Here is a 16233-nt window from a genome sequence, read left to right on the forward strand (position 1 = left end):
AAGGAGAAGAACTATGAAAAATTTGATCACGTTGACAATTGCTCTGATGCTCCCCGCGTTTGCCGTTAACGCCCAGACAGGGGATATGAAAGGTGATCTCGGCGATGCTGAAATTGCCCACATTGTCGTTACCGCGAACGACGTTGATATCGAGGCCGGCAACCTCGCGAAGAAAAAAGCAAAACAGGAGGATGTGCATGGCTACGCTCACCGGATGATAGCGGATCACACGGATGTCAATCAGCAGGCGAAGGATCTGGTAACAAAACTGAACGTGACACCCAAGGATAACCCGATCAGCCAGAGCCTGAAAGCGGATGGCAAGAAGAACCTCGACAAATTGAAGGATCTGAGCGGCAAGGAATTCGACAAAGCCTATATTGAAGGTGAAATAGCCCTCCACGAAAAAGTAATCAACGTGGCCGACACCAAGCTTGTGCCCAACGTCAAGAATGAGGAACTGAAAGCCCTGCTGGTCAAAGTTCGCCCATCGCTTGTCTCACATCTCGAGCATGCCCAGAAACTCAAGGAAACAGTGGGTCAATATAAGTAGTTGAGCATAGTAGGAAAGACAACTACAGTTTTCCGTTCCACCCCGGGCTATTCCGCCCGGCTAAACCTGGCCATGCCGGAATGTTGCGCCAGTCGTCACGCAACATTCCCCGCCGCAGTACATGCTTTCATTATGCGCAACCCAAAACAATCATAATCGGGAGCAGCTTGGCCGGCTTGGTGGCCGGACTGGAGCTTGCCCGGCGAGGGTTCGAGGTAGTGTTGCAGAAAGCCAGCCCCTACCTCGGCGGGAGAACCGCGTCATGGAATATGGAAGGAATGGATGTAGAGTCCGGGTTGCACAGGGTGCTCGGATTTACACAGCTTTTCCCAAGCTGGTGAAGAGCCACGAATCTGTATGGGAAACCGGTCTCCCGCATGCAGTCTATGCTGGATCCATGACCGATGGTTGCAGACCGGTGCTTCCCAGCATTGCGTGGAAAACACCGGGACCGGTGGTTTAAGCGAACCTCCAGTATTTTATGACCAGTCGCGGCTCGTGGCCCGTTTACAAGATTAGTAGCCGCCGCCGCCAGATTGCCCGGATGACCCCCCGCTTTGGGACCCCGATCCCTGGCCCGACGAGCCGGTTCCCTGCCCACTTGAAGTTCCTCCGTACGAAGAGCCGCCTTGCCCTTGCCCGGATGTGCCCTGGCCGGAAGTAGAGCCGCCGGATTGCTCATAGCCACGTGGTTCGGGCGCAGGCGCACCCTGTCCGCTTGTAGATTGCCCCCCTCCGGAACCTGCTTTTTTATCAATTGGGCCACCATGCCCGGACATATCGCCGTATTGGCCAGTCTGATCTCCAGCGCCGGCAGCTTGAGCCACACCAGCGGCACTGAAAACGATGACGCTGGCGAGTGCTATCGTTCGAGCTGCTTTCTTCAGTATGAACATATTTTCCATGATAATTCCCCATATCTATCCAGCAAAATTGCTGAACTGAAATGCTACTCTGGCTACTGAATCGTTCCGTACGTTGACGCACAAAACAGCGAAATGGAAACAGTCATTACAGTGAACAAAAGCTTAAAGCCATCAGGAAGCGGAATCTCGGGGGACGTCAAAAATATCGATGAGATTTACCAGGCGGCCTTCAACAATATCCAGCGAAACTTGTATCCCCATGCTCGAGATAAATGATTTTGTCTGAAGACCTGCCTGCTGCATTCACACTGCTACACTCGGGGTGGATCCAATTCCCGTTCGAAATGCCGATGGGCGGCAATTGCTTCGACAAACTGCGGCAGGACAACGTCCACATTTTCACCCTGAAAATGAAGCACCCCCGGATCAGGCTCGCCTGACGAAAGCGTTAGCTTTACTCCCGCGCTTTCCGCCAGACTCTTTCCGGCACCCAGAACCAGAATAGGCTTGCAATGGCGGTATTGCTCCCTGATAAACTCCACTACCGGCCCCACGTTGCCCAGGGTCGTCATGGCCTGCTCGCCTCCTGGTATTACGACAGCGTCAAAAAGAACGCTCGGCATCGCTTCAAACGTTACGTCAACTTCGATATTACCGCCGTCCGCACCCTGTACGCGTCCCAAACGGACCCCTACGAAACGCGAGACAGCCTCCTCTCTCGCAAGTCCGGCAGACACGGCCCTCGCGGCCACCCCCTCTACCCCGTCGGCTACAAGAATTGCAATGCGCCGGGCCCGAATGCCGCCATTGCCCGGCCGGGCAAAAAGTGAGAGGGCAGGAGAAACGTCTATCTCCGGCACGGCCGGATTTTGCGTTGCTCGCGGTTGAGCAGGCGGCAGTGGCATGCCGAGTCCCGCTGCAACACCTTCAGCAAGATCATTTGCGACGTTTACAAGCAAGGCAAGCATGCGCTCTCTTATCGCGGGCGTTTGCACCCGTGTCAGCTCAAACCGGAAAGCACGAACGATGTGGGCCTTTTCCACCGGGGTCTGGCTGTTCCAGAACAAGGTGGCCTGGGTGTAATGATCGGCGAACCGCTCGGCTTTCCCGCGCACCTTATCCCCTCCCACCGGCTCCCGAAACGAAGTGAAACCCGCGGCTCCGGCCTGGAATGGGCAGCCTCCTCCCAGCGAGTTGGGCTCATACGCGACACGGCCTCTATTTATCGCTTGGCGATGCATTCCGTCACGCTGGTTATTGTGAGTCTGCGCAACAGGCGAATTGATGGGAATCTCGTGGAAATTAGGTCCACCCAATCGTGACAGTTGCGTATCCACATACGAATGGATGCGGCCAGCCAACAGCGGATCGCTGCTGAAGTCAAGTCCGGGAACGATATGGGCCGCGCAAAAGGCGACCTGCTCCGTTTCAGCGAAGAAATTGTCCGGATTCCGGTTCAGCACCATTTTTCCCACGGGCTGAACAGCCACGAGTTCTTCCGGAACGATCTTCGTCGCGTCCAGCACATCGAAGCTGAACGCTTCCGCCTGTGCCTCACTGAATATCTGCATGCCTAGCTCGTATTCCGGGTATACGCCGCACTCAATGGCTTCCCACAGGTCCCGGCGATGGAAGTCGGGATCCGCGCCGGCAAGCTTGACCGCCTCGTCCCAGTCCAGTGAGTGAGTTCCGGCAAGTGGTCGCCAGTGGAATTTGACGAATTGCGATTTGCCATCTTCCGCAACCAGCCGGAAAGTATGAACGCCAAAACCTTGCATCATGCGATAGCTGCGGGGGATTCCGCGATCCGACATCGCCCACATCAGCATGTGCATCGATTCCGGCATAAGCGAGATAAAATCCCAGAACGTGTCGTGCGCAGTCGAAGCCTGCGGCATCGCGAAGTGGGGCTCCGGTTTGGCGGCATGCACCAGATCGGGAAATTTCATCGCATCCTGAATAAAAAATACGGGGATATTATTTCCTACCAAATCCCAATTTCCCTCGTCCGTATAAAATTTGACTGCGAAGCCGCGCGCGTCGCGTACCGTATCCGCAGAGCCACGTTCTCCAAAAACAGTGGAGAAGCGTACGAAAACCGGAGTACGTTTCCCTCCCTCTGCGAACAACGAAGCACGGGTATATTTCGATAACGGCTCATAACACTCGAAGTATCCGTGCGCAGCCGATCCGCGCGCATGCACGACACGCTCCGGGATGCGTTCATGATCGAAATGAGTTAGCTTTTCGCGCAGGATGAAATCTTCCAGCAGAGCCGGACCGCGATATCCGGCTTTCAGGGAATTCTGATTGTCGCTGACGGGCACGCCCTGGTTCGTCGTCAATATCCGTTCGCTTGAATCAACGCGGACACGATCCAGCGATTCATTGCCGGGATTAAATCCCGGCCGAGGGTCACCCGCTCCAGCCTTTTCGGAAGCGATGGTTTCAGTTAACGTGCTACCTGCTATGGCGGGATCAGATGGCTCTATCGTCTGCCCTTTCTCGGGGCAGCTAGCAATCTCCCCGTGCTCAAGCGCCTTGTTAAGGTTGTAAGGCATGGCTGCGGCAAGCTCCTGTGTCCCGGCGAGCTTTGCAGTAAACTCGTTTGCTGGTGTGCCCTCCTGACGAGAAGGGCCTCCGACTGTCGAACGGTTATCAACGTCATCTGCTGCTTTCATTTGGTTCCTTTTTCGAAAATGAGCCATGATTTATCCGGCTAAGATTTGATTTAACCAGCCGGGTCGCAACATCAGCGTAGCGCCTTTATTTACCTTGGACGGTGCGGAATCGCACATAGGTTTTGCTGATGATCAGGCGCCTTTGTTGACACTCTTTGGCGGACCGGTTGCCGTCATACATTACTCTGCAAACTATGTGCCTTGCCGTACCGAGTTTCAGGGAAATAGCTCATATGCTTTTGCCACCGGTATCACCGCGGTGCATTTGCGCTGCAATCGAGCGACGAATTCTGGTCACTGCACCTGTTGATACAAGTCGTCAAACTACAACAAGCTATGAAATCACCCCAACACGACCCATCCCGGCCTGCCGAGTGCCTGATTATCGGCGGCGGTCCCGCCGGGCTGACTGCCGCCATTTACCTGGCCCGCTTTCGACGAGGAGTGGTCGTGGTGGATAGCGGATGTAGCCGCGCATCGCTCATTAACGCCAGTCACAATTACCCGGGTTTCCCCGAAGGGATTGTGGGCACGGAACTGCTTCAACGCCTTCGCGACCAGGCCGCCCATTATGAAGTAAGGCTTGAATTCGGAGAGGTTACGGGTCTGACCCGAGCGGGAAATTTATTCGAGGCTACCACGCAAAACGATGCTGGCGCAGCCGATGGCAACACCCTCCCCTCCTTCCGTGCTGCCTCGATATTGCTGGCGACGGGCACCGCGGATACGATTCGTAATATCCCCGATTGGATGACAGGTGTCAGGCGCGGCATCATCCGCTTATGCCCCATCTGTGATGCCTATGAGGCCAGGGAACAAGCCATTGCCGTAATGTCCTCTTCAGCAAAGCGAGGAGTGAATCACGCGCTATTTTTAAAGACCTATACGGATACGGTAACGCTTATCCATATGGCCGACGCAACGCTCGCGAAAACGGAGCAAAAGACATTGCGCCGGGCGAAAATCACCTTGATCGAGGATGTGCATGCCGAGGTCAGGATTGCTGAGCAATCGCAACCGGCAGTTCGCCTTTCAAGCGGAGAAGAACTTTATTTTGACGTGATTTATCCGATGCTGGGGGAAAGCCCAAGGTCGGAACTGGCGACTCGAATGGGAGCCAGATGCAATAAAACCGGGAATCTGCTTGTGAACCGCCATCAGCGCACCACGGTCCCGGGCCTATATGCCGCAGGAGATGTGGTTAATGAACTTAGCCAGATAAGCGTTGCAACCGGGCAAGCCGCCATCGCCGCAACCGATATTCACAATTGGCTGAACAGGACCCCTTTTTGACGGCGGCATCCGTTCTTTACCTCTGAGTCACGCGTAGTGGATACGAGCAAGAGAAGCTCTGTTAGGAGCCTTGCATCTGACTTGAAACCATGAATTGCAGCTCGGCAAAGGCATGGCGGAAGGATAGGGTATTAAGGAAGGGCCGGATCATGAAGGAGATGAATGTGCGTTAACGAACGGAAGTCGGTTGCCTTCAAGGTACGATACACGCTCCGGTCAAGATTCAATGCAGACCGTCATATGTTTCAAGAAAGCGATTTACTGCTGACGTAAATATATAAACTCACTATTGGAGATAATCATGCCAACCACGCAAAGCGGCACAACACGAAAAACCACGGGTACCACGGTACGCAGGTCAAAAAACGACGCTATCAAATTATTGATGGCGGACCATGCCAAGGTAAAAAAAATGTTCAAGGAATTCCAGAAACTAAGTAAAAAGAATGATGAGGCAGGAAAGGAAGAGCTGGCAGGACAGATTTGCAAGGAATTGACCATTCACGCGCAGCTGGAAGAAGAAATATTCTACCCCGCTGCGCGCGAGGAAATAGATGATGACGACCTGATGAATGAAGCCCTTGTCGAGCATACTGCCGCAAAGGATCTGATTTCGCAAATTCAGTCGATGGATGTGTCAGACCCGATGTACGATGCGACCGTAAATGTCCTGGGCGAATATGTTAATCATCATGTAGAAGAAGAGGAGAAAGAAATATTTCCAAAAGTGCAGAAAGCCAAAATGGACCTGGAGGAAATCGGCTCCGAAATAGCCGAGCGCAAAGAGGCGTTGACAGAGGAATAAGCGAAACAGAAACGGCAAAGAGCCAGCGTTTCGTTATGAAAAGCAGTTAGCAGGAGCCTTCCTGCTAACTGCTTTTTTATCTGTTATTCGCCGCTTGTCCTGAGATTGGAGACCAGGAACCGGCATCCAGCCTGGACGCCGGGGATTCGATCACTCCTGGGCCCCATCATCGTATTCTCAGAGTTCAGCTTCTGGTTGCGGCCAGATCGAAAGGCCGCTCTTGCCGAAAGGAGTATGAATAGCCCTCGCAGTGACAGCTTGCCTTGATGGATACGGGTCCGCCTGCTGCGGCAATTCGACCTGGTTGTCTCGTTCTCCGGCGCTATAGAGAAAACCGCCCGACTGGTGCCGCCAAAGCGACGCATACTGCCCGCCAAGTTCCAGCAACTCGTCATGTGTGCCTTGCTCGACGATCTGTCCGTCCTTCAGCACGAGCAACCGGTCCAGGCAAGCGATGGTGGATAGCCGGTGCGCGATTGCGATCACCGTCTTGCCTTCCATCAACCCGATCAACTGGTCCTGAATCGCAAGCTCCACTTCGCTATCAAGTGCGGAGGTTGCCTCATCCAATATGAGGATCGGCGCATTCTTGAGCACTACGCGGGCGATTGCAATACGCTGCCTCTGGCCGCCGCTGAGCTTCACGCCCCGTTCTCCCACCTGCGCGTCATATCCGGTGCGTCCTTGCCAGTCCGTCTGGCCCAGAATGAACTCATGCGCCTGTGCCCGGCGTGCAGCCGCTTCAATCTGTGCCCGGGTCGCCCCTGGGCTGCCATAAGCAATATTCTCGGCAATGGAACGATGCAGCAGGGATGTATCCTGCGCAACGACGCCGATGGAACGGCGCAGGCTTTCCTGAGTCACTTCACGAATATCCTGCCCATCGATCCGGATACTGCCTGCCTCGATCTCGTGAAAGCGCAGCAACAAGTTGATCAACGTGGACTTGCCGGCCCCCGAACTCCCGATCAACCCGACGCGTTCGCCTGGCCGGATGACGCAATTGAGGTTATCCAGTATCTTGCGGCCATCATTCCGGCCAAACGTAAAAGTCAATCTCTCAAAACGTATTTCGCCTCGTACTTCACCGGGGTCCAGAGTTTGCGCGGCGGGTTTATCGGCGGACGTATTTGTCACGGCCACCGTTTGCATGCCTTCCTGCACCACGCCCATGTTTTCAAAAGCCCTGATCAGTTCCCAGCTTACCCATCCGGCTGCATTTGCGATTGTCCAGGCAAGCGGCACCGCCATCGCCACGGCCCCTGCGTCAAGTGTTCCCTGCGACCACAGCATGATGCCTATAGCGGTTGTGCCCGCCAGCAGAAGCGCATTCAGCAGCGACAACGTGGTCGTGAATTTCGTAATCATGCGCATATGGGCGGCGATAGCGGTCGTATGGGTATCAATCGCTTCGCGCACGTATGCGTCCTCATCGCTGGCGCGCGAGAACAGTTTGACGGTGAGGATGTTGGTGTAGCTGTCTACCACCCGGCCCATTACCGCCGAGCGCTGCTCGCTGCTGCTTTTGGCAAGATCACGCATGCGCGGAACGAAGTACCGCAGGAAAAATATATATCCGATAAACCATAAGCCTGTTGGTACCGCCAGCCGCCAGTCCGCCTCGCTCATCAGCCATAGTGATGAAACGCCGAATACGGCAATGTACCAGATGGCATGAATGCTTGAAACGACGCACTCGCGCACGGCGTCGCCCATATGCATCACGCGATTTGCGATGCGTCCGGCAAAATCGTTCTGGAAGAGTGACCAGCTCTGACGCACGACATGCCAATGGCTTTGCCAGCGAATCATGCTTGTCACCCCCGGCACGACAGCGTTATGGCGTACAAGGCTGTCAATCAGGACAGCCAGAGGCCTGGCAACAAGCACCAGCAGGGCCATGCCGGTCAGCATCGGCGCTGCATCCTGCAATGCGGCAACACGCGCCGTCGCCTCCATAACCTCGACAAGACGGCCGATGAAAACGGGAATCAGGGTATCAATAAGCGCTACCGCCAGGCCGGTGGCAAATAACGCCCCGTACAGGCCCTTGGTCTGGCTGATGAAGTGCCAGTAAAACGCGGTTAAACCTGGGGGAGGCGATTTTTTGGGAACGACAGTGGGCCGAACGCACTGCTCAAAGAAAGCAAACATGGTAAAACCTCGAGTGGAAAAAGCGGATGGAGTGTGTCTGCATCGATACAAGAGCGCAGGGGATTTCGTTTTTCATGGGTTGTGAACGGCGAACAAGATAACGCAAGGCATGATCAGGCAATTAATGGAATTCAAGCACGTTTCCATTCCTGTTCCTGCATTGCAATTTTTTTCCCGGATCCAACTCTTGTCCGGCTGATCCCATAACCGGCCCCCCGCCTCGCCAAGGGTTGCGCATTGTCGCGCGCCACCGCCCGTATGCGGCCTATCGCACAGATGGAACAAGCACAAAGAGGAAGAATGAGGGGAACGTTATCTTACTTTTGTGTGAGGAGGACGCCATGAATAGCATTCTCTCCTGGGTTGCCTACATAGTGATACTTGTCGCGGGCTTGGGAGTCTTGGGAATAAGTTCTATATGAGGTTCGGGCAACAAGACCCGCACGACAATCCATGAGATCAGGAGGGGTATGGCTGTGGGAGAAAGCTAGCCCGGCCTCCTGTTGACGACGCACTGGAGCCGCAGCATATCGTCCACCAGGTGGTGCCCCGTCCAACCACCGCTACAGGCGGAAACCGGCGATATCCCCGTCGTGTGAACGTTGCCATGGCGCCTCAGGATGCCATTACGCCCCCTACCGGAATCGATCCCCGCACATGCCTTTAACTTTTCACTCGCAAGCAGCACAAGCGGCGGAAGAGAGCGAAATTATGTGCGACTGCGACGAGCTTTTGCGATATCAGCCAGGTCTCTTGCGGCAAGCCCCGCTGCGAGCGTAAAAAAAATCACCGCCATGGATTTTCCTGAAAGGCGCTTTTCGAACCCGGGCGTGAAGCGTTTGGGAATAGCGTGGTAGTCGATGACATAAGCGGCTGCCGCTACAGCGGCGCCTCGGCATAAGGGGCTCATCACTTGGGGCGGATTGGCCGCGCCCAGGCTCGAAACTCTCCCTTCGCGTCGCCCATCGCCACGTCCGGCAGCCAGTTTTTCATAGAACGACGCCCAGAAGATCGCGGACCCGTGGTTTAGCAAAAAACCGGTAAGTGTGTATTTCACTGAAGCCAGGTCCTGTTTTGCCGCTTCATCGCCCCAGATAATGTGACTCGTCGCATTCAACGGCGCTGCATAGGAGCCGCTCTCGCGCTTGCCCGCCAGCGAAGCAACAGCCGCTGTTGCCAGGCCGCTTATTGTTCCGGACTTTACAGCCCGGCTCAGAACGCTTCGTTCCTTGTCCATCCTGAATCTCCTCGGCTTTTAGCCTTTAAGTTGGAAGAGGCCGCTTCGCGGCCGGTGAACTATCGGACCTGAAAATTGGCATTGGCCTTGCTTTAATAAAACAGGTATTTAAGGTGATGCGCAAATCGTTACTGGAACGCAGCCTTCTTTTTTTATGAGATATGTATCCCGTTATGGAGATTGTCCGAAGAAGAACCGTCGTCAGGCACCGGATCCTGGCTCAAGCGACCATCCCGCTTCCCCGTCTGCCGGATTTATTCTGCTCAGCCTCCGCTGACGCTTCTTGCCGCCTTGATTCGATATAACGATCGAGCGCATCATCCAGGGAAGGCAGGAGTATGCCTCGCTCGCTGGAGAGCGCGCTGTATAGCGGACGGACAGCAACGTAGCCGAGCTCGTTCCCGCAACGGCCATCGAGTCTGCTGGTATCGATACCGGCCTTCTTCGCCGCCTTGAGGGCAAGCTCCACCCAGGTTACAGGCTCGCCGTTCGTCAGGTGCCAGATCCCCGCCTCCTTGTCGATAAGCAGATCAAGGCAAGTGTTCACAAGGTCCGGGACGTAGGTAGGCGATACCGTGATGTCTGTGGAGGCGGAAAACCTTTCTTCCTGCGCCAGTGTTTTCAACGCGAGCGTAACAAAATTGTAGATGTCCCAAGGGCCGAAGAAAGCACTGGTGCGCACTACCAGTGCGTCCGGATGATGGTCGAGCACCCTGCGCTCCGCCTCCACCTTGCTCCTGCCATAGTGATTCAGCGGGCACACCGTATCGCTCTCCCGATAGGGAGACGCCTGCCGGCCATCGAACACGAGATCACTGGAAAACGTAAGCAGCTGAATATCCCGCTCCCGGCATAGGGCCGCGAGAACAGATGGTCCGACGGCGTTTTCCCGGAAACAGCGGTCGATATCACTTTCTGCGTTGTCCACGTTGACATAGCCGCTTGCATTGATAATGGCCCAAGGCTGGTACCGGGCGACGGCACACTCGACGGAAGCGCGTACCGCTATATCCATCTCCTGCCGGCTCAGCAATATGCCCGCCACATTCCGTTTCCCGCAAATAATCGCGAACGCCCTGCCCAGCGTCCCGGTTGCTCCCGTAACGAGAATCGGCCGCATGGTTCCATTTACCGAGGATTTGTACTTTGAATGAAGAGAGGTGATAGCGGTTGGTGTCGCAACCGGCTTGCAGGTGAGGCGGTCAGCCCGGCGCCACCAGCCCTGCCCTTTCAAGACGGGGTGGGAGGGCTGCCGGCCTGCCGCCAGTTCCCGCATGAGACCTGCCACGGCCGTTGGGCGCGGCAGGGCCGAGCGCACATCGAAAGGTCCCGGCTCATAATACCCTTTGCATGCGGTAACCAGGCAGTTCCAGTCGTACGAGCCCAGCAGCGCCCAGACCGTGACAGCGCGAATGTCAATGCCTCTCTGCCGCGCGTTCCGTGCGGCTTGCCACATCTCAAGCAGCCAACGCATCTGGTCTTCCCGGCTTGCACCTATATGCACTTCTGTAATCGCCAACGGCAACCGATACCGTTCCCATGCTTCGGTAAGCAGGTGCTCAACCCCGGTGCTCGGCGTAGCCAGCACCCGGACAGGCTCCATATCGACAAAGCGATAGCCGTGATAATCGGTAATATGCTGTCCTGGATATCTTTCCACGCGCTCATCCAGCCATCGCTCGCTTGTAATGTAATAATTGATACCGATGATTTCAGGGTGGCAAACGTTATCCTTGAACCATAGAACTTGGGAAGGTTCGATCCCCGTGCCGACCAGGTAGTTCCAGAGGGGATGCTCCTGCCCGACCTTTCCACATAGTAAATCCCAGGCCAGCCACCGGCGGGCGTTATAAAACTCCGCCAGCCCGGATAGTTGGGGAGTGCTATAGGCCTTGCCCAGGTCATCCGTCTGGACCAGCTTCGCATCAGGATTGACCTGGCGGATAGCGCGCATGGATAAAACAACAGCGCGGCACTGGTTCAGCAATGCCTGAACGAATGTCCGCTCATCACTTCCGTGCGGGTACCATAGACCGTACAGTCCGCTAAAGCGGGCTGTAGTCAGCGGTTCGTTGACCGGGGTGTAGTGTTCCACCCAAGGGTAGCGCTGGGCTACGGCCCCGGCAAAAACGGCCAGCTTTTCGGCGAACCCGGGATCCACCAGGCTGGTGTATTGTGGCCCGCTGCCGTGGTGCACCAGCCCAACAATCGGAGTAATACCGCGCTCGCGCAGCGCGGGTAGGCGATCGTCCGGCCAGGACCAGTCTATCCGGTCAAGCCCATCCGGCGCCATGTGTTCCCACAGAACCGGATAACGTATCGAGCGGATCCCCAGAGAGGCGAACCTCTCGAGGTCGCATAAGCGGTGGATATGGCCGTTGCGGTCCATCTGACTGAAATACGTATCGAGCACGCGGTTCACCGTGCATTCGAGGCCACCCCATAGCTCCAGCGCCTCCGTGGCTCCCTGGTCCTCTTCCCCGCTCATATGTTGTCCCCGCAATATCCCTTTTTACCTATAAATCTGACGGATCATGAGATCTAATTAGCGTTCGCCTATTTCCAATGCAACTCCGCGTTGCAAGAATCCTCTTGCCTGAGGTTCAGTTCTGTTCGGTTCTTAACATAGATGGCTTCAATTACAATGACAGGGTGAACGGATATGCGGGAGCGAACCAGATCATGCGACATTCAAGGCCGTGGGCACGGAGACATTGGATAAATAACGATAACGGGAAAGCAGGCGCGAAATGGAGGCTGCCGATTATTGAACCGCTACCTTTCTTCGCTCAAATGAGGAAGTCGGAAGGCGAAGGCAATACAGACTAGTACGCGATATATAATCAGCGGCTTGAACGCTACGTGCCGTTCAAGCCGCTCGTGTGCCGCCAGGTCAGGATGCGACAGCAGCGTCTTCCATCACCATTTGCCTGAACCACTGGCGGATGTAAGCAAGGTGCTCGTCTTCCTCCCGCAGCGCATTCTGGAAATCCCGTGCCATATCGCTCATGCCCATCTTTTCCGTGAGCGCAATAAGGAGTTGCCACGCATCGTTGTCGGCGAGTTCGGCAATAAGAATGGCTTCAAGGCAGTGGGCCACCGACGTCCGCGGGTCGGTCAGTACTTGGACCAGACCTATCGAAGCCATGCCATCCACATCAGCCGAGGGGGTCTGCGCCGTGGGGTCCGCGCCGATGGAGCGCATCGCGTTCTCCACGAGCTTGAAGTGCTCCAGCTCTTCGTTTCGAAAGTCCTGCAACCTGTCGAGCGGGACAATGGAGTTTGCAGGAGCTGCCGAACACTTCGCGATCAGGGCATCGTACAGCCGCACGCCGGCGCGCTCGAAGGCAAGCCGGCACCCCAGCTTGTCTATAAACGCCTCCGGATTCTTGCCTGTCAATTTTTCCATCGCGGTACTTGCAATGCCTTTCAAGGTCCCGGGCGGCGGAACCGATCCTATCACGCCGGCCTCTGCAAAATACTGGCTCCGCCGTTCCGCGATAGCCTGCTCATTCCCTGCAGAGGAAGGAGGCGATACTCTGACAAGCGCCATCATTTCCTTGGCATCGATCGGCGACATATCGATGCCGGTACGATTTTTTCCTGAAATTGTGCTTTTTCCCATGAGTGACCTCCTGATGTCTGTATCCTGGAACACTAGCGAATGAGCTCTGTATCGCGCGCAAGCTCCTCATTAAAGGGAAGCTCCTTGCCTCGGACGAGTTCAGTGCCAGGCAACCATTGATAGCCCGCCGCAACGGTATCGGTTGGCGAACCTGATGAGTTGACGTCGGCCCGATATCGCCTGGAAGCGTCCCCTTCCCGGGATTTATCCACGAACTGGGTGCCGAGCGCGCGCAGATCTACTTCCTGGTTGAGGATGCGGCGCACGAACTCGCGCTGACTTTCATATTTGATCGGTTCAGGCAATTCCGCCGGCAAAATCTCGGCTGGATCGCGGCGCTCGTATTGCTTGAACAAATCCATCGCAACCTGCAAATGCCCCAGTTCATAGTCGAGGCAGCGCTCCCAGATCGCTTTGATCCGAGGATTGGGCTCCTGCTGCATGCAGCCATAATAGTTATAAACCTCGTTTGCTTCATGCAGCATCCATTTCTCGAGCCAGCTTTCGTTGGGGTCGATAATGGACTCGTATTGCGTCACGTGCTGCTCTTCGATGGAGGCGATCTCGGCATATAACTGGCGTGCTACCGGGTCGGCATAGAGAGGCCCCACATTCAGATAGAAATTCTGCGTTTGCTGTTCGCTCGACATGATAGTCAGAGCGTTGAGCTTGGTAAGTGGCGCCGCGCCTGCGCGGTGATAGTGTTCCCGCAGGTTGTCCTGGGGTGCCCGGTGCTCCACTACTGTAGGACGGCCTGGAACAATATCGGTATAGCATTGCAGAATATTATTGGCATCCTTGCCTTCCAGCCGGTCCAGCATCGCGCTGTAACGGTAGAGATGGTGAAAATCCTCCAGCATTCCGAACCGGTACACTTGAGCCAGATACGGATCAGGTTCATTCTGAGCGACGACAGCAGTAATTTCGATGGCAACCTGCTCATAGGCGACGGTTGTTTCGAGCGTCGAATGGTCCGCGCCCAGCAACCCGTTCACCATTGTTGCCTGGTGCTGTTCCACGATGCGCACCTGTGCAAGTGGCAGTTGCAAATCACGATTCATGCGCGCGCATGCGTGCGAGAAGCGGTTCGCCTCCATCTCTATCCCATTCATGAGGATAACCCGCACGCGCGTGAAAGCGTCATCGTCAAGCTTGCTGATCGGGGGTTGAACCAGTTCCTTCCAGGTAAACCGCTGCCTGTCCAGCGGACAACCTTTATCTTCGTATAGATTGAGTGCCATTTCTGTTCTCCTCTGCTTAAATTCGCCCATGAGCAGCGATGCGAGCCGTCGGGCTGATATACGATGAGTAAATCAAAAGAAAGAGGACGTTGGTCTTGTGCAATACAAAGTCGCCCGATAGCGGGCGCAGCAATTACACGGCAAGGAATGGAAGCGTCTCCCCCGCGGCGATATGGCCAGCTCGACCCCGACAAAGATCCCTTGATTCCATCTTCTCGCTTTCGAGCGGATGATCTTGCCCGCGCATGAGAACAGGGGCCTGAAAATTCAAAAAAAGGTGAGATGGACCCACCTTTTTTCCTCCTGCTCTACTTAATCGTTTTTATGGCTTTGGCCGCTGGCCTTGCCATGCTGCCCGGGCGATGAACCGCCGCGACTTGAAGATGAGCGTCCCTTTCCCCCGCCGTGGGATGCTTCACCGCCTTTTCGACCGGCTTCACGAGCCTCTTCGGAATCGAATTCGTGTGCCGTTCCTTTTTCATGTGCCGCTTTTCCGCCTTTGCTCGCGATCTCCCGCTGTTTATCCTGGTCCATCGAGGCAAAGCCCCGTTTGCTCTCGCCGCCACTATTTTTTGATGAAGGCATGTTGATCTCCTGATATAAAAATATTAAGAAATTCCGCTGACATTCCGCTTGGGCTGGGAGCGTCATCTCCGGAACCTTATCTCCGCTATCAAAGCCGAGATGTGATTGCATATTAATAAGCATATTGACTTTTTTATGTACGGCGCCCCACATAGACTTAAAAAAATCTCACTCATTTGTATTATTACGTTTGAATGAAAACGGTGCCGGGAATATTAATTTCAGAAGTGGTTTCATGGCGATACCAGACCATGGCTTGACCCGGACTCTCCCGGTTCATACAACGTACCTTGGGGGTGAAGCGGCGGTATGTCTTCCTGCTGGCTGCTCCCGCGTTTTGCCGACATCTTGTCGCCGAGGCTGGGCATCAGCTTGGATATCGTAGTGTTGATCACCGCCATCGCGCCGACTTTCACATCGCGGCCACCCTCCGTAGCTGCTTTCAGTATCGCTTCGGCAACCTGTTCAGGCTCGATCACTGGCGGCGGCAACTTCGGCTCCCTGTTCATATAGTTCCTTGCGTGTTGCGGAAATGGAGTATTGACCGCGGTGGGCTGAATCAGCGTAATTGATACGGGAGCCTTGTCGAACTCTTCGATTTCCACGCGCAGCGCATCGGTAAATCCCTTGACTGCGTGTTTGGACGCAGAATATATGCCCAGCAAGGGCGAGATGGCTTCGGATACTTCGCTGCCCACATTGATGAGTGCGCCCCCGCGCGCGCTCAAATGCGGCAGGGCCGCAAGCGAACCATTGACCACGCCCCAGAAGTTGGTTTCGAAAAGGCGCCGGCTGTCTGCGTCGCTGACTTCATCCAGCCGGCCGTAGATGGACACGCCTGCGTTATTGATCCATGTATCGATACGGCCAAACCGGTTGATGGCCTCTTGCGCCGCACCGAGCATTTTTTTACGATCAGCGACATCCGCGACAACAAAAATAGCCTCGCCGCCCCCATCGGCTATTTGCGCCACCAGCTTCCTGAGCGTTTCCGCGCTACGGGCGATAAGGACCAGTTTGGCGCCACGTTCGGCAGCCAGCTTTGCCGTAGCAAGACCAATGCCGCTTGAAGCGCCTGTAATGACAATGACCTGTTGATTCAGGGGTTTAAGAGAAACGGGCATAATCTCTCCTTGATGAGAAAACGACGGAAAACGACGGCCGGAAGGCCCTCATCAAAGACTAGGAGCAAT

At 55.3% G+C, this 16233-nt stretch carries 13 protein-coding genes; 4 read left to right on the forward strand and 9 right to left on the reverse strand.

Annotation, left to right across the window (positions count from 1 at the left end; all coding sequences use genetic code 11):
- Positions 1-13 precede the first annotated feature (13 nt).
- Together BMZ14_RS03505 and BMZ14_RS03510 are read left to right on the forward strand one after the other, a co-directional pair.
- Entirely contained in the window at positions 14-553 is a 540-nt protein-coding gene (locus tag BMZ14_RS03505) for a DUF4142 domain-containing protein (protein WP_074794720.1), read from the forward strand.
- Between the two features lie 80 nt (positions 554-633).
- Complete coding sequence (locus BMZ14_RS03510) at positions 634-894, forward strand: NAD(P)-binding protein (RefSeq protein ID WP_074794721.1); 261 nt, start codon at positions 634-636, stop codon at positions 892-894.
- 174 nt (positions 895-1068) lie between these two features.
- Here the strand turns inward: BMZ14_RS03510 and BMZ14_RS03515 are convergent, their stop codons facing one another.
- Both BMZ14_RS03515 and BMZ14_RS03520 read right to left on the reverse strand, forming a co-directional pair.
- Entirely contained in the window at positions 1069-1458 is a 390-nt protein-coding gene (locus BMZ14_RS03515) for a hypothetical protein (RefSeq protein WP_074794724.1), read from the reverse strand.
- A 272-nt stretch (positions 1459-1730) separates the two neighbouring features.
- Positions 1731-4100 (reverse strand): catalase, encoded by a 2370-nt coding sequence (locus BMZ14_RS03520; protein ID WP_177186900.1) that lies wholly within the window; start codon positions 4098-4100, stop codon positions 1731-1733.
- Between the two features lie 336 nt (positions 4101-4436).
- Between BMZ14_RS03520 and BMZ14_RS03525 the strand changes: the two genes are divergently transcribed.
- Together BMZ14_RS03525 and BMZ14_RS03530 are read left to right on the forward strand one after the other, a co-directional pair.
- Positions 4437-5393, forward strand: a complete 957-nt coding sequence (locus BMZ14_RS03525) for an NAD(P)/FAD-dependent oxidoreductase (RefSeq protein ID WP_074794730.1) — start codon at positions 4437-4439, stop codon at positions 5391-5393.
- A 301-nt stretch (positions 5394-5694) separates the two neighbouring features.
- Complete coding sequence (locus BMZ14_RS03530; RefSeq protein WP_074794734.1) at positions 5695-6198, forward strand: hemerythrin domain-containing protein; 504 nt, start codon at positions 5695-5697, stop codon at positions 6196-6198.
- A 177-nt stretch (positions 6199-6375) separates the two neighbouring features.
- Here the strand turns inward: BMZ14_RS03530 and BMZ14_RS03535 are convergent, their stop codons facing one another.
- The 7 genes from BMZ14_RS03535 to BMZ14_RS03570 all read right to left on the reverse strand — a co-directional run bounded on the left by BMZ14_RS03535 (position 6376) and on the right by BMZ14_RS03570 (position 16164).
- Entirely contained in the window at positions 6376-8352 is a 1977-nt protein-coding gene (locus BMZ14_RS03535; protein ID WP_083396603.1) for an ABC transporter ATP-binding protein, read from the reverse strand.
- A 709-nt stretch (positions 8353-9061) separates the two neighbouring features.
- Positions 9062-9589, reverse strand: a complete 528-nt coding sequence (locus BMZ14_RS03540; RefSeq protein ID WP_074794737.1) for a hypothetical protein — start codon at positions 9587-9589, stop codon at positions 9062-9064.
- A gap of 220 nt (positions 9590-9809) precedes the next feature.
- Complete coding sequence (locus BMZ14_RS03545; RefSeq protein ID WP_074794740.1) at positions 9810-12077, reverse strand: sugar nucleotide-binding protein; 2268 nt, start codon at positions 12075-12077, stop codon at positions 9810-9812.
- 405 nt (positions 12078-12482) lie between these two features.
- Complete coding sequence (locus BMZ14_RS03555) at positions 12483-13214, reverse strand: ferritin-like domain-containing protein (protein ID WP_074794746.1); 732 nt, start codon at positions 13212-13214, stop codon at positions 12483-12485.
- A gap of 32 nt (positions 13215-13246) precedes the next feature.
- Positions 13247-14455 (reverse strand): hypothetical protein, encoded by a 1209-nt coding sequence (locus BMZ14_RS03560; protein ID WP_074794748.1) that lies wholly within the window; start codon positions 14453-14455, stop codon positions 13247-13249.
- Between the two features lie 312 nt (positions 14456-14767).
- On the reverse strand, positions 14768-15040 hold the full coding sequence (locus tag BMZ14_RS03565) for a KGG domain-containing protein (protein WP_074795533.1): 273 nt from the start codon (positions 15038-15040) through the stop codon (positions 14768-14770).
- Between the two features lie 233 nt (positions 15041-15273).
- Entirely contained in the window at positions 15274-16164 is an 891-nt protein-coding gene (locus BMZ14_RS03570; RefSeq protein WP_074794751.1) for an SDR family oxidoreductase, read from the reverse strand.
- Positions 16165-16233 lie beyond the last annotated feature (69 nt).

The organism is Nitrosospira briensis (assembly GCF_900115125.1).
GTDB lineage: Bacteria > Pseudomonadota > Gammaproteobacteria > Burkholderiales > Nitrosomonadaceae > Nitrosospira > Nitrosospira briensis_A.